This window comes from Streptomyces sp. NPDC087300 (assembly GCF_044744425.1).
Lineage (GTDB): Bacteria > Actinomycetota > Actinomycetes > Streptomycetales > Streptomycetaceae > Streptomyces.
Window position 1 is genome coordinate 12,634 of the sequence record NZ_JBIUYI010000014.1, and the last position, 24,580, is coordinate 37,213.

Below are 24,580 nucleotides of genomic sequence, written 5' to 3' on the forward strand. Positions count from 1 at the left end.
CAGCGCCTCTAGGCTGCCGTCACGTCCCCGGAAGGAACCACCTCCATGACCGACGCGCCGCCGCGAGCGGAGCTGCTCCTGGACCAAGAGGTCCCCGAAGACCTGCGCCGGGAGCTGGTCGCCGCGCTCGACGCCCTCGGCGCGCCGCCCGCCCGGGTCCGCCGCACCCTCGACCACCGCGGCGCGGCCGACATCCCCTGGATCGTCCTGGCCTCCCTGCCCCTCCAGGCGTTCCTGAGCGGGCTCGGCGCGGAGGCGGTCAAGGACGCGTACGAGGCGTTCAAGGGGGTCGTACGGAGAACGGCGCGCCCCGCGGAGCCCGCGCCCGGCGCCCTCGGCGCGGCGCGCGCGGCCCGGCCGCTGGTGCTGCGGGACCAGGCGAGCGGTCTGGACGTGGTGCTGGAACCGGACCTGCCCGCGGAGGCGTACGACCGGCTCGTCGGGCTCGACCTCGCGGAGTTCACCGCGGGGCCGCTGCACTACGACCGCGCGCAGGGCCGCTGGCGTTCGATCCTTGACGAGGCCGCGGCGGGCTGACCGCCGCGGATCGGGGGCTTACTGTGACTTCGCACGCGGAACGTGACGTCGCCGAACAGGCGTGTGCCGACGGGGAATCGGCGCTGGCCCGGCACGAAGGGGCCGAGGCCGGGAAGCACTTCCAGGAGGCGCTCGCGCTGGTCGGGGGCGACGTCTCGGAGGCCGCGGCCCGCCTCGCGGCGCGGGCGCACACCGGGGTGGGCCGGGCGCGGCTCGCCGCCGGTGAACTCGACGCGGCCGTCGCGGAGTTCGACCTCGCGCGGGCCCTTCGTCCGAGCGCGGCGGGGCCGTTGCACTGGCTGGGCTGTGCGGCGGCGCACCGGGGTGACCTGGCGGCCGCGGAGACCCACTTGACCGCGGCCCTGGCCTGCGCGGTCCCGCACCCCCGCAGCCTGATCCAACGGGCCTACGTCCACGCCGCCGCGGGCCGCCCCGCGGCCGCCCGCACGGACCTCCTGACCGCGTCCCGCGCGGCCCCCCTCGACGAGGAGGCGAGCTGGACCCTCGCGGCCCTGTCCGGCCACCCGCCCCGCGAGGTGGCGCTGCGACTACGGGCGGCGGCGATCGCCTCGGCGACGGGCGACGACGACCGGGCCGGGGCGCTGCTGGAGGCCGCGTGGGGCCTGGACCCGTATCCCGACAGGTTCGCCCCGTTGTACGCGGCGTTACTGGTACGGAGCGGGTCGAACGCGCAGGGCGGGCCGATCCAGCCGGGTGGGGTGGGCGAGGGGGCGTGCGAGGGCTCTGAGAACGGGCGAAGTGTTGAGGCCGCGCGAAGCGGGTGGCCTGACCGGCAGGAGGCGGACGGGCCGGGCGGGGCAGACGGGGCAGACGCTGGGGCCACGCGGGCCGCGCCGACCCAGCGCGGCGGGCCGGCCGGACAGGGCGGGTCGAGCGGAGGGAACGGGCGCGGCGCGGGGGTCCCTCAGGGCGAACAGGGCGCGCGGGCCGAGGAGTACGGGCAAGGTGCGCGGGCCCCGCGGGTCGGGGAGGACGGGCGGACCGCTGAGGCCACGCAGGCCGTGTCGGCCCACCAGAGCGCACGGTCCGAGGCGGCCGCGCGAGCTGTTCTGCCGCAGCGGGACGCGCAGAGCGGGTCGGCCCAGCAGGGCGTGGGGAACGAGCGTAGCCCTGAGGGCGGAGGGAGCACGCGGACCGACCGGGACGGGCCGCACGGGCAAGCCACGCAGACCGTGCCGACCGGCCAGAGCGGGCGGCGAGGGCCGGACGCAGAGGCCACGTCGCAGGGGCGGCTCGGGTCGAGCGCGGCGGACGCGCAGGCCGCCCGGGACCGGCAGCACGGGCAACTCGGCTCGAACGCGGCGGACGCGCAGAGCACCCCGCCCCAACGGCACGGCCAGCTCACGTCCAACACGGCAGACACGCAGCCCGTCCCGCCCCAGCAACACGACCACCTCGGGTCCAGCACAGCGAACGCGCAGACCACCCCAACCCCGCAGCACGACCAACTCGGGCCGAACCCGGTCACCAAGCAGAATCCCCCGCTCCAGCCCAGCGCAGCGACCCCGCACACGGCCCCGGACCAACAGCCCGCGCCGGGTGCGGAGGGTGCGCGTGCCGTCGTCCCGCTCCAGCCCAGCGCAGCGGACACCGCCACCCCCGCGCCCCCCGGAGCGAACGGGAGACGCCGGCGCGTCGCTCTCGAACTGCTCAAGGAAGCCGCTCGGCAGGCGCCCGGGGATTATCGGGTGACGCACGCCCTCGCGTTGGTCCTGCTCAACTCGGCCTCCGATGAGGCCCGTTCGCACTGGGAGCCGTGTGTCGCCGCGTGGGCCGCGTTGCTCTATGACGACGGGTTCTGGGAGCACGTCCGTGCCACCGCCGCGCGGCGGTACGGCGTGCCCGTGGAGCACTCCCTGATCCCCGTGCTGCGCGCGGGGCTGCGCGAGTTCCTCGAGCGGCGCATGCCCGACGACGACACCGGCGCCCGGGTCGCCCCTGGGCCCCTGCTCCAGCGCGAGGCCGACGCGGCGAAGCTGCTCGCGGGTGTCGGCGGGCTGCCGTCCGCCGAGGGGGGCAGCGGCGGGGAGCCGCTGTTCTGCGGGCCCCTGCGCATCGCCGCACTCGGCAGGACCGCCGATTTCGGCGCGTTCGCCGCCAGGCTGGAGGCCCGCGCGTTCCAGGAGAGCGTGGCGGCGGCCACGGGGGCGCCGACCGCCGGCCCTCCCGCGGCGTACACCTCCCTCACGTACGCCTTCTCCGAACTCGGCTTCGCCCAGCTCCTGTTGGGGCAGGGAAAGCCCGTCGACGCCCTCGCCGCGCTCACCGAGCTTCGCTGCCCCGGCTGCCGGACGCGCGGCGGGCCGGGGGCGGGGGCCGTGTGCGAGCCGGACTGTGCGCGGTTCGACGAGCTGAACCCGGGGTACGCGGGGCTGCCCGACCGGCACCGCAGGCTCGCCCTGGACGCGCGCGGTCTCGCCCTGGAGGCGCGGCTCAGCATGGGACGCGCCGAACTCACCGCCGTACGCCCGGACTTCGAGGCCGTCACCGCGTACTGGCGGCGCGCCCTTGTCCACAGCCGAGAGCTGGAGCGCTACCGCGAGACGCAGACCGCGATCGTCGACATGGCGCTCGGCGCCGCACGGGACGCGCACCAGGTGGGGCGTCTGAGCCTCGCCGTGGACACCCTGGAGGCGACCCGGTCGGTGATCGGGGCCAATGAACGCGGGCGTCTGGAGGGCCAGTTGGCCCGGGTCCTGGCCGACCGGGGCATCTCCGTGGCGAACGACGAAGACGCGCTCCTGGACGAGCCGGCCGCCGACCTGCGGCGCTCCGTGGCCTTCAATCCGCACCTCCTGCGCGCCCAGGTGAGCCTCGGCATCGTGCTGCGCGGGCTCGCCCTCGCCCGCTGGAGTTCGGGGAGCCTGTCCGGCGCGCGGGACACCCTGCGCGAGGCAATCGACCAACTGACAGCGGCGCTGGGGTACTTCCCCGACGATCCCGACCTGGAGGAACAGCGGGGGGCCGCCGTGGCCGACCTCGATCACGTCATGTGGCAGCCCGACGAGAGCGGACGGTGACGGCCGTGCTCGCCTACGAGGAACTCCGCGTCCGGGTCCGCCGCGTCGGTGCGGGCCGCTATCTCGTCACGGCCAACGGCCCCGCCGCCGCGGCCGAGGTGATCGCCGTGGCCGGTGAACCCGCCGCCTTCCGCGAGCAGTGGGACCGGCTGATCGCGGCGGAGCTCGGCCTCGCACCGATGGGCGCGCAGCACACGGTGGAGCAGCTGCGGGTGCTTGGGCGCGGCGTGTTCCGGCTGCTCTTCGGCGGTGGCGGTCATGACCGCGGCGGGCGTGAGGAGGGCGGGCGCGACCACGGCGGCGGGGCGACGGGTACCGGCGATGCCTTCGCGGGGGCCGCCGACAGGAGTTCCAGCGGGCCCTGCGAGGGGATCGGTGCCCGCGTCGGCGTCTGTGTCGACACCGCGCTCGACCGCGCCCAGCGGATGCGGCCGCCGCGCGGCCTGCGCGTCCGCTTCGACCTGCCGCCCGAGCTGCGCGACCTGCCCCTGGAGTCGCTGTGCGCGCCGCCGGGCAGCCCGCAGCAGTCGCTCGCGCTCAACCACGGCTACTCACTGGTCCGTTCACTGTCCGGCGGCCCCCTCGGGCAGCGGCTGCCCGACCCGGCCGACGAGCCGAGCGTGATCCGGCTCGTCGTGGCGTGGGCGTCGCCCGCCGGTCTGCCGCCGCTGCGCGCGACGGCGGAGGTGGCCGCGCTGCAACAGGGGCTCTCCGAAGTGGCCGTACAGACCAAGGTCGTCGAACGCGCCACCCGCGCGGGCATCGAGGCGGCGCTCGGCGCGCACACCGAACTGCCCACGGCCCTCCTGCTGATCGCGCACGGCGCGTACGACCACGAACTCGGCAAGGGCGTGGTGTCCCTGGAGACGCACGGCGGCGGCGTCGACCAGGTGCCGGCCGATCTCCTCAGCGGACTGCTCCTGAAGGCACGGGGGTTGCGGCTCGTCGCGCTCAACCTCTGTTCGGGGGCGGACAGTTCGAGCATGGAGCCGTTCTCCGGGCTCGCCCAGGCGCTGATCGGCGGGGGCGTGCCCGCCGTGGTGGCGATGCGGGGGCGGGTCAGCGATGTGGCGGCGGGCGCGTTCGGGCCCGAGCTGTTCAAGGGCATCGCGGCCAACAGGACCATCGACGAGTCCATGGCGGCGGCGCGCCTGCGCATCTCCCACCAGCCGGAGCACACCGCCGTGGAGTGGGCGACGCCCGCGCTGTTCCTGCACGAGGAGTGCCGTCAGGGCTGGCTGTTCAAGGCGCGCGAGGTGCGCGACGAGGACGCGGCGGGCACGGATCCGCTGCGCGAGGGCGCGGAGGCGCTGCGCACCTTCAAGAGCCCCGTCGGGCACGTCGATTCGACCGTCCTGATCGGCGCGGCGCGCTTCCAGCGGGACCTCGGGCACTGGGCGCAGGTGCAGCGGACGCTGCGGACGCCGACCCGCAGTTACGAGGACGAGCAGCGGCGGATGCGGGCGGAGGCGGCCTTCGAACTGGCCTGGCCCGCCGTGGAGGAGCTCTGCGCGCTGCTGGCCGACGAGCGCGACGCGCCGGGCGCCGCCGCGCAGTTGGAGGTGGTGCGCGCGGCGCTGCCGGGGCCGCTGCCCGGCTGCCTCGCGGCGGAGGTCGACGTGCTCACGCGGGTGGCCGCGCTCGTCGACGCGGCGGGCGCGGCGGAGGCTGTGGCGGACTGGGCGACCGCGATCGGCCGCTACGAGGAGGTGCTCGCGCTGCGGCCCGACGGGCCCAGGGACGTCGTGGCGCGCCGGGCCGCGGCCCGCGACGAACTCGATGTGGCACGCGCCTTCGAGGCGGCCGACCGGGCCAGGGAGGCGGGCGCGCTCGCCGAGGCCGCCGAGGCGTACGCCGCCGTGCTCGCGCTGCGGCCCGGCCACCCGGCGGCCACGGCGTGCGCCGCGTACGTGGGCGGGCGCACCGCGGAAGAGGCCGGGGACTGGCGGGCGGCCGAGGCGGCGTACGACGCGTGCGTCGGGACCGGTGACGCGGGGGCCCGCGCGGCGTACGTGCGGGGGCGGGGCGCTGCGGCGCGCGGGCACTGGGCGAAGGCCCGCGACGCGTTCGGCGGGGCAGGGCTGTCCTGCCCCGAATCCCCTTCCTGGCACGCCTATTGCACCGGGCGTGCGGCCGAGGCGGCGGGGACGTGGGCGGCGGCCGCGGCGGGCTTCGCGGCGGCGGGCGGCTTCCAGGACAGCGACGTACGCCTGCGGTACGCGCGCGGCAGGGACGCGGCGGACCACGGCGACTGGGCGGCGGCCCTGACGGACCTCGCCGCGGCGGCCGAGCGGGGCTGCGACGCGGAGCCATGGCTGAGCGATCTTCGCCACCGGGTGTACGAGGCGGCGGTGACGGCATCGGACGCGGCCGACTGGCCGACGGCCCTGACCCACCTGACCGCGCTCCCGTCCGACTACCGCGTGACGCGGGCGCGCAGCCGCTACGCGGAGGGGCAGCTGGCGGCGGCAGCGGGCGAGTGGGGGGCGGCGGCGGAGGCGTTCGGGCAGTGCGGGGGCCGCGGGGCGGCGGGGGCGGTGACCTCTGAGCCTGCCACCGCCCCCGAGCAGCCCGCTGCCACGGATCCTCCCGGCGACCGGGTGCCCGACGACGCCTGGAGTCTGTGCCGGTACGCCCGCGGGCGGGTCTGCCAGGAGCAAGGACGGTGGTCCGACGCCCTGGAGTGGTTCGGGGGGCTGCCCTCCGAACTGCTCGACGTGCCCGACCGGCTGCTGTACGCGCGCGGGCGGACCGCCGACGCGCGGGACGAGTGGAACGGGGTCATCGACGGCTTCGGCCGCCTGCCCGACGCCTACGGAGACGGCGAGGTGGGCACCCGCCGTCTCTACGCACGCGCACGCGTGGCCGCCGATCTGCGCGCCGACTGGGCGACGGTCCTGAGCCTCCTCACCGACGTCCCCGACACGGCCCGCGAGGGCACGGTGGCCGCCCTGCGGAGGAAGGCGGAGGGGCGCAGGGCGGAGGAGAGGGGCGACTGGGGCGCGGCGTGCGCCATATACGGACAGGCATTCGACGCGGCCCCGAAGCCGGCCCTGCCTTCAGCCCCGACTCCGGCTTCCGCTCCGGCTTCGGCTTCAGCCCCGGCCCCCGCTTCGGCTCCGGCTTCGGCTTCGGCCGCAGCCCCGGCCCAGGCCCCAGGCACCGCCCCGGCTTCGGCCCCGGCCCCGGCTCCGGCTCCGGCTTCGGCTCCGGCTCCGGCTCCGGCTCCGACCGCAGCCTCGGCCCCGGACCAGACCCCAGGCACAGCCCCGGCCACGCCCCCGGGGCAGGGCGGGGCCCCGGACAGCGAACCGGTGGTCCTCGCCGAGGACCGGGACGCCGCGCCCGAGGGCGTCACCGGGAACCGAAGCGCCACCGGGGCCGGAGGCCCCACCGTCACCGGGAACCCGACCACCACCGAGCCCCCACCCCCCGGCGAAGCCCCCACCGACCCCGAACCCACCCACCTCTACCACTACGCCCTCGCCCGTACCCACGAGCTCGCCGGGCGGTGGGGGGACGCCCTGCTCGTGTATCGGCAGTTGGATCGTGGGTGGGCCGATGTCGTCGTGCGGGAGCGGTACGTGGAGGTGCGGGTTCGGGAGGAGAGGGCCGTCGGGGTCGAGGAGTGGCGGGGGGTCATCGAGGGGTACGAGGCGCTGGCCGCCTCGGAGGGCTTCGATGAGGCCCACGGCATCGAGGGCGTGGACGTCGCCGCGCGTGGCCGGTACGCGCGGGTGCGGCTCGCCGAGGCCGGCGGGGACTGGGCGCAGGTCGTCGCGGAGGCCGACGCGCTCGGGGAGCGGCCGGACACCGTGGCGTACGCGCGGGGGCGGCTCGCCGACACCCGCCAGGAGTGGCAGCGCGCCGCCGACGCCTTCCGGCAGTGCCCGGGGCACCGGGACGCGGACGCCCATCTGGCGTACGCGGAGGGCAGGTTGCTGGAGGCGGCGGGCCGCTGGAGCGCCGCCGTCGGCGCCTACGAGCGGGCGGGCGGCGCCCTGGAGCGCGCCGACGTGCGCTGCCGGCGGCTGCGGCGGCTCATCGGGCTGCTGCCCTGGACGGACGGCCTCACCGGCACGCCGCTGGTCGCCGACCCCTTCGCGGTCAAGGACCCGACGTTCCCGTATCTGGCCCTCAAGGACGCGGGGGTCGACCCCGGCGCCTCCATGGACGTGGTGAAGGACGCCTCGTACGCCCTCCTGGAGCGCGGCTCCATGTCGTGGGACGAGCGCGTCGCCCTGGAGCGGCTGCGGCTGCCGGGTCGGCGGCTGCGCCTGGACGCGCTGCTCTACCGCTGGCACTCCCCCGACGCGCTGCGCGACGCCCTCGCCGCGCTCTCCCCCGACGACGAGGGCCCCGGCCTGCTTGACGCCCTGTGCGAACGGTTCCCGCACGACGCCCCGTTGCTGCTGCTCCTGGCCAGGGACCGGGAGGCGGCCGCCGCGGAGTGGGAGCGGCGGCTGCGCGCGGCGCCCGGCGACATGGCCGTGGTGCACGGGCTCGCCGCGGCCCGGCTGTGGCAGGCGCAGGAGTTGGAGCAGAGCGGCGCGTGGGAACACGCCGTGGCCGCCTGGGAGTCGGCGCTCGCGTACTGGGCGACGCTGCTGAGCGACGACGGCTACTGGGACGGCTGGCGGGCCGAGCGCGCCGCCTGCTACGAGCGGGACCTGACGCACGAGGACATGGCCTCGCTGCGCTGGGAGCTCAGCCAGCACCTGTTCGGCCAGCTCTCGGCGTACGAGCAGCGACACACCGAGCAGGACAGGCCCCAACAGGCCGCCGCCTACCAGTCGTTGACGGCCGTTCTGGAAGCGGAGCTGGGCGGCGCGCGGGTCCTGAAGGACGTGGGCGGCCTGCCGGACGTGCCGGGCGCGGGCGCCACCCTCGCCTGCGGGCCGCGCTATCTGCGGCTGCTCGCCCTGGAGGCGCAGCTCGCCGGTCTGGTCGCGGGCCTGGACGCGGCGGCCAAGGAGGGCAAGGACCCCGGCGAGTACGCGGTGCGTGAACTGCGCTGGGCCTTCTCGGAGTTGGCGCAGGGCTTCGTCCTCTCGGAGGTCCGCAAGTTCGAGCCCGCGCTGCGCGCCCTGCCCGCCTTCCGTACGCTCACCACGCTGCCCGAGGACTGCGCGGGCCCGGCCGCCGAGCCGGGGCACACCGAACGCTGCCCGCACTGCGCGGACTTCCTGCGCCGCAACCCCGCCTACGTACGGCTGCCGCACCGGCACGCCCGGCTCCTCCAGGACGGCGTGGAGCTCGCCGTGCACATCCGTCTCGCGCTCGCCAAGGCGGCGCTGACGCGCGGTGACGGCGGGCTCGGCGAGGCGCTCGACCAGTGGACGGAGCTCGTGCGGGTGTCCAGGAACGCGGGCATGCAGGCCCGTTCCAAGAAGGCCGTGATCCGCACCGTACTCGGCCGGGTCGAGGCGCTCGCCGACGAGGACGGCGCGCAGCTCGGCCCCTGTCTGGACGAGGCCGTCACACTGGTGGAGTCGGCGACCGGGGTGCTGCACCCCCTCGACCGTGATCTGCTGGTCCAACTGCACGCGAAACTCTCGGCGTTGCTGTCGCTGCGCGGCGTGTGGCGCGGCTACACCCGGACCAAGCACGGCATGCGTTCCGACGTGTACGGCGCGGAGGCCGATCTGCGCAGGGCGCTCGCCCTGAACCCGGAGTCGAGCCACGCGCGGGACAACCTCGCGCGCGCCCTCGTCTTCACCCTCGACGACCGGTCCTCCGAGGTTCCGGCCCGTCTGCGGCTGCTGCACGAGGCGCTCGACCTGCTCGACGTGGGCCTAGGGCAGGCCCTGACGCACCGCTACCGCGAGACGCTCGGCGAGGCCCTCGACGAGATGGAGAAGCTCCTCACCCGGCACCTCGGCGTCAAGGGCATGGGCGATCTGATCCGCAGCGACGGCCAGGAGACCCCGCCCGACGACGACGATCTGCCGTCCTGGGCGGCTGAGTTGACGGACAAGGCGCGCGCCGCCCTGGACCGGGGCGACATCCTGTGGGCGCTGCACCATCTGATCCGCGCCACCCGCGCCGACCCCACGGACAGCCGGATCAGACAGGCCCTCCTCGACGCCGTGCACCGCTGGCTCGGCGAGCTGGCCCCGGCCCACGAAGCAGCCGGGCGCCCCGTGGCGTCCGGAACCGACGAAGGAGACGGTGTCGCGTGATCAAGGACCCCCGCGCGAGCTGGGAAGGACCCTTCCCGTACGACGCGCTGGCCCCCGCGGGCGTGACGCCCTGGACCAGCCACGCCGACATGCAGGACGTCTCCTTCGAGCTGCTCGCCCGGCATCTGATGACCCCGGTCACCCAGCAGGCGTGGGACGAACTGCGTACGGTGCGGCGTCGGCTGCTCGTCGACCTGTTCCTGTACGACGTGGACCCGGCGGCCGAACTGCCGCTCGCCGCCGAGGAGATCGCCCGCCGCACGGCGCCCCTGGGCGATCCCGGTGCCGCGCCGGGCGACGCGGCGCCCGGCCCGCTCCCCGAGGCCACCGCGCGCCTCGTGGCCGACCTGGTCCGCTTTGATGTCTGAGCCGTCGGAGGGGGGCGCCGCCGCGACCACCGCCCGCCTCGCCTACGAGCACGCCCGCGACCTGGCCGCCCGCGACGCCGCCCACCAGGCGCTCACCGAACGGCTCCTGCTGCGCTGCGCCGACGTGCTCGACTCCTTCGACCGGCTCCTGGCCGACGGCGCGGCGAGCGGATCGACGGGCGGATCACCGGGCGACGCGGCGGCGTACCGCAAGAGCCTGGGGCTGATCGCGGGGCAGCTGGAGGGCGCGCTCGCCGACGAGGGCCTGGAGCGCATCGGCCGCGTCGGGGAGCGGGCCGAACCCATGACCCACCACGTGGCGGAGGCCCGTCCCGCACCGGCAGGGGCCGGTGACGACGAGGTCCTTGAGATCGTGCAGCGCGGGTATCGATACCGGGGGCACGTGCTGCGCGCCGCCCGGGTGGTCGTCGCCGTCGAGGGCGGCGCCGAGCAAGGGACGGAGCGGGAATGAAGGCCATCGGCATCGACCTCGGCACCACCAACAGCGCGGTGGCCGCCCACGATCCGCATCGCGCGGACATCGCGGTGCTCACCAACAGCAAGGGCGAGCGGCTCACCCCCTCGGTGGTGGGCGTGGTCCACCGCGACGGCAAGGACCAGCTGCTGGTCGGCGAGGACGCGCTGAACTGGGCGATCAGGCAGCCCAAGGAGACCGTCATCTCGGTGAAGCGCCTGATGGGCAGGGACTTCGCCGACGAGTCGGTGGCCAGGGCGCGGGACCGGATGAGCTACGAGATCGTGGCGGGCCCCGACGAGGACCCGCGCGCGCACGTGCTGCTCGGCGGCCGGGCCCGTACCCCCGCGGAGATTTCGAGCGTGCTCCTGGACCGCCTGGTCAGGGACGCCTCGCGGACGCTGGGCGAGCCGGTGACGCACGCCGTGATCACCGTGCCCGCGTACTTCCGCGACGCGCAGCGCGCCGCCACCCGCGAGGCCGCGGAGAAGGCGGGCCTGGTGGTGAAGAAGATCGTCGACGAGCCGACGGCCGCGGCGGTCGCCTTCGGCCTGCACAAGCCGGGCGGCGCGCGCAGCCGGGTGCTCGTCTACGACCTGGGCGGCGGCACGTTCGACATCTCGGTCCTGAACGCGGTCAAGGACCAGGAGGGCAGGAGCCAGTTCCAGGTCCTGCGGTCGGCGGGTGACATCTGGCTGGGCGGTGACGACTTCGACCTGGCCGTCGTGGAGCGGATCATCGCGTGGATGCGCGCGGAGCACCACGTGGACCCGGCCGGGGACAAGGCGTTCCTGTTCCAGGCGAAGAAGGCCGCCGAGCGCGCCAAGCGCGAGCTGAACGACCTGGCGGAGACGTACATCGTGATCCCGGCCGCGTACCGCAGCGAGAACGGCGTCATCGACGTCGAGATGAAGCTCACCCGGGGCGAGTTCCAGGAGATGATCGCGCCGCTGGTGACCCGGACGATGGACCTGGTGCAGGAGACCCTGGGGCGCTACGAGCTCTCCACGGACGACATCTCCGACGTGCTCCTGGTCGGCGGCGGCACCCTGACCCGGCCCGTGTACGAGGCGGTCGAGGCGTTCTTCGGCGCCGACAAGGTGCGCAGGAACATCAACCCGATGGAGTGCGTGGCGTTCGGCGCGGGCGTGCTCGCCGAGACGCTGCGCGGCGTGGAGTGCTCGGACGCGGGCTGCGCGAAGGTCAACGAGTACGGCGCGGACACCTGCGCGAACTGCGGCAGGAGCCTGGCCGACGGGCGTTCCAAGGGCGACACGGGGCTGTACGAGTCGACGCCGATGGCGATGGGGATCGCCGCGATCAAGGGCAGCCAGCGCGACGTGTTCGTGGAGATCATCGAGGCGGGCTCGCCCTATCCGCTCTCCGAGCCGCGCCAGCGCACCTTCCACGCGACGGACGCCCGCCGCATCCGGGTGCCCGTCTACGAGGGCGACAGCAGGGTGGCGAGCGAGAACCACGAGCAGGGCGTGGTCGAGTTCGAGCTGCCGCAGGAGATCGAGATCAACCGCCAGGTGGACGTCTCCTTCAACTACTCGGCGGACCGCATCATCACGGTGCGGATCAGCGTGCGCGGCACCGACATGACCCTGGAGGCCACGCCCAACAGGGAGAAGCCGCGCACCCCGCCGCCCGAGCCCGTGGAGCAGCTGGACAGCGCGGTCCTGCGCGAGCAGCTGGGCTTCGCGGAGCGCGAGGCCGACCACTTCCTGAAGCGGTACGGGCCCTACATCGAGCCGGTGCAGGCGATGAAGGTGCGCAGGGACATCGAGCAGGCGCAGCGGGCGGTCGCGATGGGCGACAGCGGCGAGTACAAGCGCCTGACCGAACTGCTGCTCGACGACATGTACCGCCAGTGCGGCCTGGCCAGCCAGTTCCGGCAGGCCGAGCTCGCCTCCGAGGGCGCGCCGCCGGACACCGTGCGGCAGATCAACGAGGCGGTCGAGTACGTCAAGCAGGCGCATCGGCAGGGCAACCGCGCGCAGACCGCCCAGCAGGCCCGCAACCTCGTCAACCTGGTCGCGGTGGCGCAGTCCGAGCGGGCCGTGCCGACGCTCCCCGACAAGCCGGACTACGAGGGCATCCTGCGCTTCGCCGAAGAGACGGCGGGCGGATGACGCGAGCCACGGGGGCGGACGCGGCGCCGCCCGTCAGCCTCGGCATCGACTTCGGCGCGACGGGGGTGCGGGCGCTCTACGCGCTGCCCGACCGGCCCGGCAGACGCGTCGAACCGGTCCCCGACGACGGGCCGTGGCTGCTGTGCGAGCCCGCGGAGACCGGGGAGCTGCCCGTCACCTTCCCCAGCCTCAAGAGCCGGGTGGGCAGCGGTCGTCCGGTGCACCTGGGCGGCAAGCCGTTCGACCCGGACGCCCTCGTGGTGCGGCTGCTGCGGTCGCTGCGCGAGCGCGTGGAGGCGGCGGCGCGCGGGCGGGTCGCGCAGACCGTGATCAGTGTGCCCGCGCGGTTCGGTTCGGCGCAGCGGGCGGCACTGCGGGACGCGGCGCGCGAGGCGGGCCTGGACCCCACGCGGCTGGTCAGCGACTCGATGGCCGCGGTGATCGGCCACATGACGGACCGGGACAGCGGCACCTGTCTGGTGTACGGCATGGGGTACGAGGGCTTCGAGATCGGCCTGATCCGCAGCGTGCGCGGCCACTTCCGCTCGCTCGGCTACGAGGGCGGCGCGACGTCCGGCGGGCGCGCGTTCGACGCGGAGACGCTGTCGTCGGCGGTCCGGCTGCTGCGCAGGCACCGCGGCGCGGGCTCGGTGCTCGGCGTGGACCCGGCCGTGTGGCAGGGGCTGCGCGCGCGGGGGCAGGAGGCGCGGGAGGCGCTGGGCCTGCCGGACGGGCCCGAGGCCGCCGTGCTCGATCTGGAGCCGGGCGCGGGCCCGCCGCTGTGGGTCAGGTTCGCCCGGCACGACCTGGACGCCTATCTCGATCTGCACGTGCGGCGCACCATGGACCGCGCGCAGGCGCTGCTCGACCAGTCGGGGATGACCGCGTCGGACGTGGACACGCTGCTCCTCGTGGGCGGCAACACCCTCATGGAGCAGGTGCGTTCGCGGGTGGCGGGGCTCGGCAGGCAGAGCGTGCAGGCGCCGCCCGAACTGCTGGCGCTCGGCGCCCTGAAGCACGCGGTGCGGCTCGCGGGCGGCGCGGCCTCGTCCGGCCCCTCGGCCCTGGAGGAGGGCCCGCTGGAGCCGGCGGCCGCGGTCCAGGACACCCTCTCCGACGCCCCGCCGCTCACGGCGACGCTGGTGGGGGCGGAGGGCTCCGGGGAGCCCGGTGCCGTACGGGTGGGCCCGTCCGCCACGGACGGCGCGAGCGGCGCCGACGGCACGAGCGGCGCGGGGCGGGAGATCGCCGCCGTACCCGATCCCCGGCAGGTCCGCGACGTCGCCCAGGCCCGGCTGCTCGTACGCCAAGGGCGCGCGGACGAGGCGGAGGCGCTGCTCCACGGGATCATCGCGGAGGCGCGGGAGCTGCTCGCCGAACTGGACGGGTCCCGGCGGGCCTCCCCCGAGCCCGCGCCACCGGCCCCCGCGACCGCCCCCACGCAGCCGCCGCCGACCCCCGCGCCCGCCCTCGACTACGCGTCCAGGCGCCAGCTCGCCCGCGCCCAGGCGCTGTTGTCGCTGGGCCGGTACGACCACGCGGTGCAGGCCGCGCACATCGCCTGGCAGGACGCGGCGACCCGGCCGACCGGCGCCGACATGCTGGACGCGATGATCGACGTGCACTGCTCGGCGGCGATGGCCGACATGGCGCCCGAGCACTTCGCCGACGCCGAGCGCTGGCTCAAGTGCGCGTACAACCACGACCCGACCAATGTGCGGGTGCGGGGGCTGCTCGCCGAGCGCACCTTCCGGCACGCGGTGGAGCTGGACCGGCGCCAGGAGCGGGATGAGGCGATTGAGGCACTCGGGAAGTGTCTGACGTGGGATCCTGAACACGCCGATGCCGAGGCACTGTTGCGGCGGTTGAACCGTGACGGAAGGAACCGGCGCGGCAGGGGTGACGTCCTCGGATAGGAGGCCCCGGGAACCCAGGGAGGGAACCGCTTGACGCCCGCACAGCTGCTCGACCAATCCTTGATCATCAAGGAGTTGAAGCGTCTCGCGGCACTGCCAGAGCTGGAACCGCGCGGTGCCGAACTCACCGCGCTGCACCGCGACATGAGCAGCGACACCCGCCTTGACCGCTGGGCCGAGCTCGACCTCGTCCACACCTATGTGCGCCCGGAGAGCGTGCGGATGCCGCCCGAGCCGACGTCGGGGCGGCGCGACCGGCTCCTGGAGGCGGCCCTCGGCGTCCTCGTCTTCATCCCGCTCCTGATCACCTGGTTCGGCCTGCGCGAGGCCGTGCGGGCGTACGGGGAGCTGAGCGAGGAAGACCCCAAGCAGTCGACGCGGCCCTTCCTCCAGCTGTGGCAGTCCGGCTTCGGCGGGCACCTCTCCTCGTTCGGCCGGTTCGAGAACGTGGCCCTGATGGCCGTCCTCCTGATCGCCCTCCTGGTGGGGCTCTCGGTGTGGCACGCGCGCGTGCGGGGCCACGCCGAGCGCGACGAGGCCGCGCAGGAGGCGGCGAGGGAGCAGTTGCTCGCCCAGCTCGCCTCGGTGCTCACCCGCGCCCAGATGCACCTGTTGCCGCGCCGTGGCGCGTCGCCGCAGCAGTTCGGCGCCGAGCTGACCAAGGCGGCGGAGGACCTCGGCAAGCTGTTGAAGACGGCGGGCAGGAGCCATCAGGCGCTCACCGGCGCGACGGCGTCGGTCGCCCAGGCCACCGACACGCTCAAGCAGGCGGCCGAGGCCCTCACGAAGGAAGTGCCCAAGCTCGGCGCCGCGGCGGGCCGCATCGACGACACGCTGCGCAACGGCACGGCGGAGACCGCGAAGGCGGGCCGGGCCAACGCCCTCGCCGCGCGCGGCATCGCCGACCACGTGAAGACCGCGGGCGACACCGTCGAGGCGTCCCTGAAGGCCCTGGTCGCCGCTCAGCAGTCGCTGGTCACCAAGTCCGAGTCGGTGGCGAAGGCCACCGAAAAGGCCTCCCAGGCCCTGGTGTCGAGCACCGGGCGCACGGGCGACGCGGTGGACGGCATGCGCGAGGCCACGGAGCGCTGGGACGCGGCGGCGGCCCACTGGCAGGACGCCGCGGCCCGCCTCGACGCCCGCATGGACACCCTCGCGGGGGCGCTTCCCACGCTGACGGGCGGGGCCTTCGCGGGGGCCTCGTACGCCCCCAACAGCAGCCCCTTCTCGGGCAGTTCGGCCGAGAGCAGCGTCGGCCCCAGTGGCCCGAGTCCGAGTAGCCCGAGCGGCCCGACTGGCCCGAGCGGCCCGACTGGCCCGAGCGGCCCGGTGAACGGCGGTGGCGCCTCCGCGTACCGGAGCACCCCTGCGCACGGCGGCACCACCGCGCAGGACGAGGACGACCCCACGACCACCGTGTTCGTGAACGGCAGGCCGCCCGCCCCGGCCCCCGCGGACGACCCTCAGGACACTCCGCCCGCCGGCCGCGTCCCGGGACCCGCCACTCCGCGTGACGGAGCTGGCGCGTGAGCCGACGCCGGCTGCGGGGGCGGCGCTCCGGACGGATCGGCACCGTCGTGCTCGCGGGCTGGCTCTTCGCGGACCTGCTGCTCATGCTCGCCCTGGTGTCGATGGCCGACCGGCCCGACCCGGGGGCCGACGACCGCCCCAAACCCGGCCACTCCAAGACCTCGAAGCCGCCCCCCACGCCCACGGGACCCCGCTCGGTGGACCGCGATCCGGAGGAGTTCCACGTGTCGGGCACCGACAAGGGGGACCTCACCGAACAGATCGCCAAGGGCACCCGCAAGTGGTCGGGCCGCACGGCCGCGCTCGTACTGACCTTCGGCGGCGGCCCCAACGGCACGGTCTACGCCCACCGGGTCAACTCCCTGCTCGGCAAGGGCCGTCCGGACATGTTCACCCGCAAGACCGCGACGGACGACTTCCACAACCTCGCCAAGGGCGCGCAGACCGCCGAGGTCCGGGTGTACTTCTACACGGCGCCGGGCGGCTGAGGCATGGCGGTCCTGCGCCCCGGCGCACATCCGAAGGCGAGCGGCGCCCGGCTGCCGCCGCCCGTACTGCCGCGGTTCCCCGCGATGCGCGGCTATCTGCCGCTGCGCGACGCCCTGCGCGCCGCGCGGTTCCGGCACGCGGCGGACGCGCTGCGCGCCCCGGCGCCCGCGGCCGCCACGAACACGGTCTTCGGCACGCTCCCCAAGGCCGAGAAGGACGACGGCTTCCGCGTCCTGGACGGCCTCTGGTTCCCCGGCCGCGGCGGCATCTGGCAACGCGTCGACCTGCGGTTCGTGCAGCAGGCGCGCGGCCGGTGGCTCTCGTCGTCGGACCCGCGCTCGGACACCGCGGCCGCCCTGGTCGACGTCCTGGAGACCGTGGTGCGCGACGACCCGATGGGGCTGCGCAGACTCGTCCTGTGGGAGCTGTGCTGCGCGCTCGCGGACGGCGAAGGCACGCCCGACGCGGCCGCCGCCGTCGCCCTCGGCGTGCACCGCGGCGAGGCGGGCCCGCTCGCCGACGCGGTGGCGTCGGGCTTTCCCGGGGCGGGGCCCGCGCGGCACGCCGCCGAGACCCTCAACGACGTCTGGCCGGGCGTGCGGTTGCGCGAGACGGAGCGGGTCCTGGCGCGGCTGCCCCTGGACGCCGCCTACCCGGACGGCCCCGGCGACCACCGGCTCACCGCGTTCGTCGACGCCGTCCGCGCGCGCTCCGCGGAGGTCGACCGGCTCACCGCCGAAGGCGCGGACCTGGAGTCCGTCGGCGCCCTGCGGGGCGCCGCGGACGCCTGGCTCGGGGCGCTGCGCCTGGCCAGGGACGACACGCACGCGCAGACGGGCCTTCTGAACGTGGCGACGCTGCTCGCCGACGACGCGTTCGCCCCCGCGGACGCCGCGGTGACGGCCGAGCTCGACGACCGGACCGTACGCCTGTCCTGGTGCGAACCGCCGCGCAGAGTACGGGGGTTGGGGTATCGCGTGCTGCGCTTCCCCGACGGCGCTCCGCAGTTGGCGGTGGAGACGGTGGCGCGCGAGAGCGATCCGCTCGCCGTGGACGCGGACGCGCCCGTGGGCCGTCCGCTGCGGTACGCGGTGTTCCCGCTGCGCCGCGACAGGATCGCCGGAGTGCCGCGCGTCTCGGCCCCCGTGCTGCTCACCCCGGACGTGACGGCACTGCGCGCCGACGTCGTGCCGGACGGGCTGCGGCTGCGCTGGCGGCCCGATCCGGCGGCCGCCGAGGTCCGTGTGACGCGCTCGGGGACCGGGGCGGACGCGACGGGCTGGGGCGCGGCCCCGCCGGTCGACGTCGCCTGCGAGCACGACCGGCTGCTCGACGCTCCGCTCGCCCCGGGGACGTACGCCTACGAAGTACGGTGCGGCTACCGCGACCCGGACGGCGACCTGGTGTGGTCCCGCGGCGTCAGCGTCACGGCCGGCGCCGAGCGGTGGCCCTCGCCGGTGGAGGACCTGACGGTGCGGCGCGACGGCGAGGGCGGGCGCGTGACCATCTCGTGGCGGCCGCCCGCACGGGGCGAGGGCCTCCTCGTCCCGTGGACGGCGGGCCCCGTCACGCCGGGCACGGACGTCTCGCACCTGGTGGACCGGCTCCCGGCCGCGCCGCCGGACGGCGGCTCCCGCGTCGACCTGGTACCGCGGCCCAGCGAGCGGGTCCGGATGACGGCGGTGAGCGTGCTCGGCGAGCGGGCCGTGTCCGGGCCGAGCGTGGTCATCGAACACCCGGCTGCCGTCACGGACCTGACGGTACGTCGGGTGGCGCGCGACCGGGCCGAGCTGTTCTTCGCCTGGCCCGAGCCCGCGGTGCTCGTCCTCGTGGAGTGGAGCGACGGGCGGCTCGGCGGTCAGCGGCGGGTGCCGCGCAGCGCGCACCGGGCGGGGAACGGGGTGGCGCTCCCCGTGTCCGACGCCGAGTGCGCCGTCACCGTGACGCCGCTGGCCAGGCCCGACGCGGTGGTGATCGGGACGGCACCGGCCCGCGCGGTCCTGCCCGCCGCGCCACCGCCGCCGCCCCCACCGCCGCCGACACCGCCCGCGCCGCACTGGTGGTCGGCGTGGTGGCACCGATGGCGGCGACACCGACCGTGAATCACCTACGGGGGTAGGGGAGTTACTCCTTGACGACCGCCTCCGTGCCGCCGCCGAACTCGATCAGCAGACCCGACCGCAGCGCGATCGTCTTGCCCGGCTCGACGTCGCGTACGGTCCCGTCGTCCTTGCGGGCGGTCCACACCGACGAGGTGCGGTTGGTGAGCCCGAACCTGCCGCGCTGCTGCGGGTGTTCGGTGACCTCGCCGACCACGGCGGTGAAGTCGTGCCGGTCCGGGTCCTCGCGCAGGTGGTGGGCGTAGACGCGGGCGCTGGGGGCGAGGCGGATGCCGCGCCGGGTGCGCAACGTGCCGGTCCCCGTGACCAGTTCGAGCCGGGGCGGCAGCGTCAGCGTGGTGCGGCACTTCCAGCACTCGGGGGGCGCGCCGTCCGGCTGGGTGAGGTTCTGCTTGCCGCACGAGCCGCACTGCGTGATGGCGTCGAGGACCTGGCTGAGCGCCTCGCGCCACTGCGATTCGCGCACCCTGAGGGACGGCGACCGCAGGCCGTCGGTGAAGGTCCGCACGAACAGGTCGCGCAGGATCTCCGGCAGTGCGTTCCAACTGGCCACCACGGTGGGCTGCTCGCTGGGCACGGGCCGGTTGCGGGTGTCCTTGGGGTCGTACACGAAGACCGGGTCGGTGCCGTACAGCTTGCGTTTGGCCGCCATGTCCAGGCAGCGGATGTTCAACTCAAGGGCACCGTTGAGCGGGTGATCGTTCATCAGGAGGTAGAAGAGCAGCACCGCGAGGGAGTGCAGGTCGCTCTGGGTGCCCGGCTGGACGCCCTTGTCGCCGCGGACCAGCTCGGGCGCCATGAAGTCCATGGTGCCCGCGACGCCCGCCTCGGCGCCCTCCACCACCGCGTTGTCGTTGTCGCAGACCAGGACGTCACCGGTGCGCGGATCGAAGAAGATGTTGCCCCAGTTGATGTCGCGGTAGGCGATGCCGCGCGAGTGCAGGGCCCGGTAGGCCTCGACGGTGTGCAGCGCCACCGTCACCAGGGTGCGCATCGTCGCCGCGGACACCGAGGGGTCGCGGCGGAAGAGCGCGGGCAGATCGCAGAAGCGGGCGGGCCGTACGTCCATGAGGTAGCCGAAGCCGGGCTGCTTGCCCTCGGGGTCCATCACGATGGAGCGCGGCCACAGGAACCGGTCGTCGTCCCAGCCCTTGGCGATCAGCCCTTCCAGGATCTCCCGCTGGCGGGCGTCGGCCAGCTGGGGGTAGTACCACTTCACCGCGCGGTCGCCGGTGGGCGTCCGGACGCGGTAGACCTCGCCCTGGCCGCCGGAGCCGAAGAGCTCGGCGACCTTGAGCTTCTCCCCCGACTCGGCCACCAGGGTCTTTCCGGCGGCGAGCATGCCGTTCACCATGCTGTTCCTCTCTACCTTTCCGCTCTTACGTTTCGTCGTCGCGCCGTGGCGGTGCCGCGACGGCAGCCACGAGGGTCGTGTCGTCCCCGGAGTATCCGGCCGCGCGCGCCAGCCAGTCGGGGAGCTGGGCCCGCACCGCCGCCACGCCCTGTCCGGTGACGCGCTCGTGCAGCCCGGTGGCGAAGTCCAGGAATCCCTGGTGGTCCGCGAAGCTCTTGGAGAGCCCGTCGGTGGAGAGCACGAGGCACGGCGGGCGGCCGCCCGTGAAGGGCTGCCAGTGCGAGCGGGTCTTGCGCCACGGCTCGGGCTCGCAGAGCGAGTCCGTCTCGTCGCCGAGGTCGGGTCCGGTGTACAGCGGTGTGTGCGGCGCGCCGTCCTCGTCGACGAAGACGATGTCACCGTCGCCCAACTGCCAGCAGAACACCATGTCCTCGGTCAGTACGGCCCCGATGAGCGTGCTGCCGTACGGAGCCAGGTCCGGCGGCCCCGCCCGGTCCCGCGCCCCTCGACCCCCGGACCCGAACAGCGGGGAACGCGCGCCGCGCGCGGGCGAGTTGGCGTCGTGCAGCAGCGCCCGCTCGTGCCAGCGGTGGCCCACCTGCCGCGGCAGCCCCCGGGCCTCCGCGCGCAGGCCCGGCCAGCCCGCGGCGTCGGCGCCGACGCGGACCGCCTCACGGGCGAAGGCCAGCGCGCACGCCGTGAACTCCTCGACCGCCCAGAGCGCGCCCAGGTCACTGCGGAAGTGCGCGGCGCTGCCGTGCCCGTCGGCGACCGCGAGCACGACCGCGCGCCCGTCCGCGACGGACAGGGCGGCGCCGCGGTCCTGGCTGTACTTCTTCGCCACGCCCTTGACGGCGCCCTCTATCAGCGCCCAGGGACCGGCCGCGGGCGCCGGTCCCGCCGCGGCACGCGCCGCGGTCGTCGTCTCCGGACCGTTCACCAGATGTCGTCTTCGCCCTTGGTCATCGACGGGACGTCGATCGGCGTCGTGGGCTTGGCGCCGTCCTCGACCTTGGGGGTGGAGGCGTCCTTGACGACCGCGGTGGACATCCAGCGGATGGCGGCGGCGAGCTGGCGCGGGTTCTTCGCCTGGAGCGGCTCCAGTTCGGGGTTGCCGAGGAACTCCTTGAGCATGCTCTTGTCCGCGTCGTCCCCGATGGCGACGGCGACGCGCACGGCGCGCTTGCCCCAGGGCGTGTCGTCGATGGCGCGGAGCCCGGCGCGCCAGTCGTCGGTGGGCTGCCCGTCGGAGGCGAGCGCCAGCACGGGCGGCAGGGCGCGCTGCGGCATCGGCGGGGTCTGCAGCGCGCCGGCCGCCAGCTTGAACGCGGCGCCCATGTCGGTGGCGCCGTAGATGTGCACGTCCTCCCAGGAGAACTGGTCGACCGGGGTCGGCTCGCTGACGTGCCAGCTGGCGCCGCTGGCGAAGGTGACGGCGCGCACGAGGAGCGACGCCGCGGGGTTGGACTGGGCGGCCTGCTGCATCTCGGGGATGGCCTCGCGGATGGCGAAGTTCAGCTCGCCGATCTTGCCGTTCACGCCCATGGAGCCCGAGCAGTCGAGCATCCAGATGAAGTGCACGGGGCGGCTCGCCATGCTGCCGCCGGGGAAGTTGTCGGCGGCCTCGCTGGTGTCGCTCACGCTGGTCCTTTCGTGGGGAGGAGTGGTGCGGCGCGGGGAGCCGCGGGCGGTGCGCCCCGGGTGTGCCGGGGAGGAGAGGAGGACGGTCACTGCGGCCGCTGGGCCACCCGGTGCCGCCAGGCGGTCCATTCCTGCACGTCCTGCCCCTCGCGTTGCAGGACGGTGGCCACCTGGCCGAGGCGCTGGTGGTCGAGGTGGGCGAGGACGGGTCCGAGCGCGCGGTCAAGGAGTTCGGCGGAGATCTCGCGCCATTCCTCGCTGACGGCGTGGTCGTTGTGCCGGGTGCGGGGCCGCCAGATGTGGTAGTACCCGGCCAACTCGGACGGTTTGTGCGGCAGTTCACGTACGAGACGGTCGCAGATCGCCTCGTCGAGCATGTGCGCGCGGTAGGCGCGCAGCAGTTCGGGGCCCGCGGCGACGAAGATGTGCAGTGCGTGCGCTTCGCACAGGTCGAGCGGGTTCGCCTTGGCGAGGGCGCTCGCCACCCGCTCGTCGACGCCCTGGCGCAGCACCCTGCCCAGCGGCGTGACCTTGCGGCCGAGCTCCCGCAGCCGGTCCACGGCGTCCTTGTCGACGACCACCCGGCCGTCCGCGAGGTCCTGGGCGAGGACGAGCAGTTCCGCCGAGTACCGGTCGACGACGCCGATCTGCGTGTCCTTCCGCATGGCCCTGGCGAACTCGACCAGATCGCGGTCACACCGGTCCGGGTCCTTCATCCAGTCCACCACGCGGCGCCCCAGGTCGGCCTCGACGAGCAGCCGCGGCGTGCAGGTGCGGGCGACCCAGGACTGCTCGGCGCGGACGGGCCCCTTGTTGCGCCACACCATGCGCCACAGCAGCCTCAGCGTCCTGACGTCCTCGACCCGCCCCGTCGAGAGCAGCTCGGTGAGCCGGTCGAACAGCTCGGCGCCCTGCAGATGGTCGGGGGGACCGCTCCAGTACGCGGCGGCCGCGGCGAGTTTGATGGTGAGCGGCGCGTCCTCGATGTTGCGCCGCAGCCAGTCGCCCTGCGCGGAGCGGGCGAGATCGCGCAGCAGGTCGAGTTTGTGCTCCGTGAAGTCATGGATGAGCAGGCGCAGGATCCGGCGGGTGAACGACGCGCGGTCGATGTCCTCCAGGAGCCGTACGGCGTGCGCGCACTCGCGCCGTCCCGGCCGCAGCAGGGCCGTGGCGATCCGCTCCATCGCCTCGGCGAGCCCGGGACCGCCGTCGGCGCCGAGCGCGAGGGCGAGCCGCAGCGGCTCGGTCCAGGAGGCCATGGGTCCGCGCAGCCTGCGCCGCAGGGTGTCGTCGGCGCGGCCGCCGTAGGTCTCGCGCAGCTCCCGCCAGGCGTCCTGGCCGAGCGGCAGCCCTTCGAAGGCGGTCAGATCGGGCAGCGCGTCCCGGCCCGCGGTGTCGAGGCGGTGCCTGACCAGGGCGAGGGCGAGGGGCCGCGCCGCGACGGCGTGCTCGCCGTCGAGTCCCCGGCAGAGCCGGTCGAGTTCGCCGAGCGTGCGCTCGTCCGCCTCACCCCTGCGTACGGCACCGGCGAAGGAGTCGACGACCGCGTGCAGGGAGCCTCCGCTCAGCCCGGCGAGGTCGGCGCCGGAGGCGGCGCCGGACGCCGCCGGCGCGGAGATCAGGGGTAGGAGCGCGAAGGGTTCGCCCACGCCGTGCCCCGCCCCTTGCGCCGGTCGTGGCGGGTTGCCCGCGAGCCAGCGCTCCGCCGTCAGCTCGGCCCACGCGTCGGTCTCGGCGGGCGGGCTCTCGGGGCCTCCGGTGGCGTCGTGCACGCGGTAGAGGTACGCGAGGGTCGCCTCGTCCGAGCGGTCGAACGCGGCGTCCGGGCCGATGCCGATGATCTGCTGCGGGGCGCGCCGCGGGTCGGTGGTCCAGGTGGTGAACGTCAGCGCGGGGACGTACGCCTCGGGGAGCGAGGCGCAGGCCAGGGCGACCCAGCGGGCCACCGCGGCGGGGTCCTGCTCGACGAGGACGATCTGCCGTCCCGCGGGGTCGCCGAAGAGGCGGCGCACATCGGCGAGGAAGGGCGCGACGCGCCCCGAGCGCGCCCGCGCGAACTCCACGAGCAGCTCGTGGTCGAAGTGGCCCCCGGCCAGGGCCGGTTCACCGGCGGGCAACTCGGACTCGACGAACCCCGCACCGAGGACGTCCGCCGCGCCCGCCTCCCAACACTCGGCACGCCAGGTGTCGATGGGCCACAGGGCGCCGGGCCCCGGGGTATCGGCACCGAGGTAGAGAACCTCGACGCTCCGCCCCGGGAGGGCGGCGCAGAGCAGGCGGCCACCGTCGGGGAGCAGGCTGTAGGCCAGCGCATCGGCACCGGGATCCGCGCCCGCACGGGCTTGAGCATCCGCACCGGGGTCCGCGCCCGCACCGACCCCAGCATCCGCACCCCCACCGGCATGGGCATCCGCAGCACCGGGATCCGCGCCCGCACCCGCGTGGGCATCCGCACCAGGATCCGCGCCCGCACGGACTTGGGCATCCGCACCGGGATCAGACTCGGCACCGGCACCGGCACCCGCACCGCCCCCGGCCCAGACGCCGACCCCGATGACACGCTCGACCGCCGCGGCGACGTCCGACTCGCTCGGGTCCGTCAGCCGCGTCTCCCGCGCTGTCCGCGTCGACCGCTCTGATTCCGTTATCTCTGTGGCGCGTTGACCCTGGCCTCCTGGTGCGGGGATCAGACGGACGGCTCCGGTGTCCGGCTCCTGGCCGAGCCGGTAGCTGAGGCGACGGATGGCCATGCCACATTCTGACCACCCACGGCACCGGACCGCAGGCCGTCC

The 24,580-nt window shown here is 75.1% G+C and carries 14 protein-coding genes; 10 read left to right on the forward strand and 4 right to left on the reverse strand.

What is annotated here, in order from left to right:
- Positions 1-45 precede the first annotated feature (45 nt).
- From ACIO9J_RS39515 to ACIO9J_RS39560, 10 genes are read left to right on the forward strand one after another with little or no spacing between them, the layout of a single operon-like run.
- On the forward strand, positions 46-537 hold the full coding sequence (locus ACIO9J_RS39515) for a hypothetical protein (protein ID WP_402010060.1): 492 nt from the start codon (positions 46-48) through the stop codon (positions 535-537).
- Between the two features lie 23 nt (positions 538-560).
- Positions 561-3,578, forward strand: coding sequence for a hypothetical protein (locus ACIO9J_RS39520; protein ID WP_402010062.1), 3,018 nt, complete (start codon positions 561-563; stop codon positions 3,576-3,578).
- Positions 3,551-9,760: a CHAT domain-containing protein gene (locus ACIO9J_RS39525; RefSeq protein ID WP_402010064.1), complete on the forward strand. Its 6,210-nt coding sequence runs from the start codon at positions 3,551-3,553 to the stop codon at positions 9,758-9,760. Before ACIO9J_RS39520 ends, ACIO9J_RS39525 begins: the two co-directional genes overlap by 28 nt.
- Positions 9,757-10,128, forward strand: coding sequence for a hypothetical protein (locus ACIO9J_RS39530; RefSeq protein WP_402010065.1), 372 nt, complete (start codon positions 9,757-9,759; stop codon positions 10,126-10,128). The genes ACIO9J_RS39525 and ACIO9J_RS39530 overlap by 4 nt, the downstream gene beginning before the upstream one ends.
- Entirely contained in the window at positions 10,121-10,600 is a 480-nt protein-coding gene (locus ACIO9J_RS39535) for a nucleotide exchange factor GrpE (RefSeq protein ID WP_402010067.1), read from the forward strand. Before ACIO9J_RS39530 ends, ACIO9J_RS39535 begins: the two co-directional genes overlap by 8 nt.
- Positions 10,597-12,738, forward strand: a complete 2,142-nt coding sequence (locus ACIO9J_RS39540; RefSeq protein WP_402010069.1) for an Hsp70 family protein — start codon at positions 10,597-10,599, stop codon at positions 12,736-12,738. The genes ACIO9J_RS39535 and ACIO9J_RS39540 overlap by 4 nt, the downstream gene beginning before the upstream one ends.
- The gene (locus ACIO9J_RS39545) at positions 12,735-14,654 is read left to right on the forward strand and encodes an Hsp70 family protein (protein ID WP_402010071.1); all 1,920 of its coding nucleotides are present in this window, start codon (positions 12,735-12,737) and stop codon (positions 14,652-14,654) included. Before ACIO9J_RS39540 ends, ACIO9J_RS39545 begins: the two co-directional genes overlap by 4 nt.
- Positions 14,655-14,684: 30 nt before the next feature.
- On the forward strand, positions 14,685-16,184 hold the full coding sequence (locus ACIO9J_RS39550; RefSeq protein WP_402010073.1) for a hypothetical protein: 1,500 nt from the start codon (positions 14,685-14,687) through the stop codon (positions 16,182-16,184).
- Positions 16,181-16,672, forward strand: coding sequence for a hypothetical protein (locus ACIO9J_RS39555; protein WP_402010074.1), 492 nt, complete (start codon positions 16,181-16,183; stop codon positions 16,670-16,672). The genes ACIO9J_RS39550 and ACIO9J_RS39555 overlap by 4 nt, the downstream gene beginning before the upstream one ends.
- A 3-nt stretch (positions 16,673-16,675) precedes the next feature.
- Positions 16,676-18,775: a hypothetical protein gene (locus tag ACIO9J_RS39560; RefSeq protein WP_402010076.1), complete on the forward strand. Its 2,100-nt coding sequence runs from the start codon at positions 16,676-16,678 to the stop codon at positions 18,773-18,775.
- Between the two features lie 22 nt (positions 18,776-18,797).
- On the opposite strand, the gene ACIO9J_RS39565 is transcribed toward ACIO9J_RS39560, so the two are convergent.
- From ACIO9J_RS39565 to ACIO9J_RS39580, 4 genes are all read right to left on the reverse strand, one after another.
- Entirely contained in the window at positions 18,798-20,147 is a 1,350-nt protein-coding gene (locus ACIO9J_RS39565) for a protein kinase (protein WP_402010078.1), read from the reverse strand.
- 25 nt (positions 20,148-20,172) lie between these two features.
- Positions 20,173-21,087, reverse strand: coding sequence for a protein phosphatase 2C domain-containing protein (locus tag ACIO9J_RS39570; RefSeq protein ID WP_402010079.1), 915 nt, complete (start codon positions 21,085-21,087; stop codon positions 20,173-20,175).
- Positions 21,084-21,743, reverse strand: coding sequence for a tellurium resistance protein (locus ACIO9J_RS39575; RefSeq protein WP_402010147.1), 660 nt, complete (start codon positions 21,741-21,743; stop codon positions 21,084-21,086). Before ACIO9J_RS39575 ends, ACIO9J_RS39570 begins: the two co-directional genes overlap by 4 nt.
- Before the next feature lie 131 nt (positions 21,744-21,874).
- Positions 21,875-24,538 (reverse strand): GTPase-associated protein 1-related protein, encoded by a 2,664-nt coding sequence (locus ACIO9J_RS39580; RefSeq protein WP_402010081.1) that lies wholly within the window; start codon positions 24,536-24,538, stop codon positions 21,875-21,877.
- Positions 24,539-24,580 lie beyond the last annotated feature (42 nt).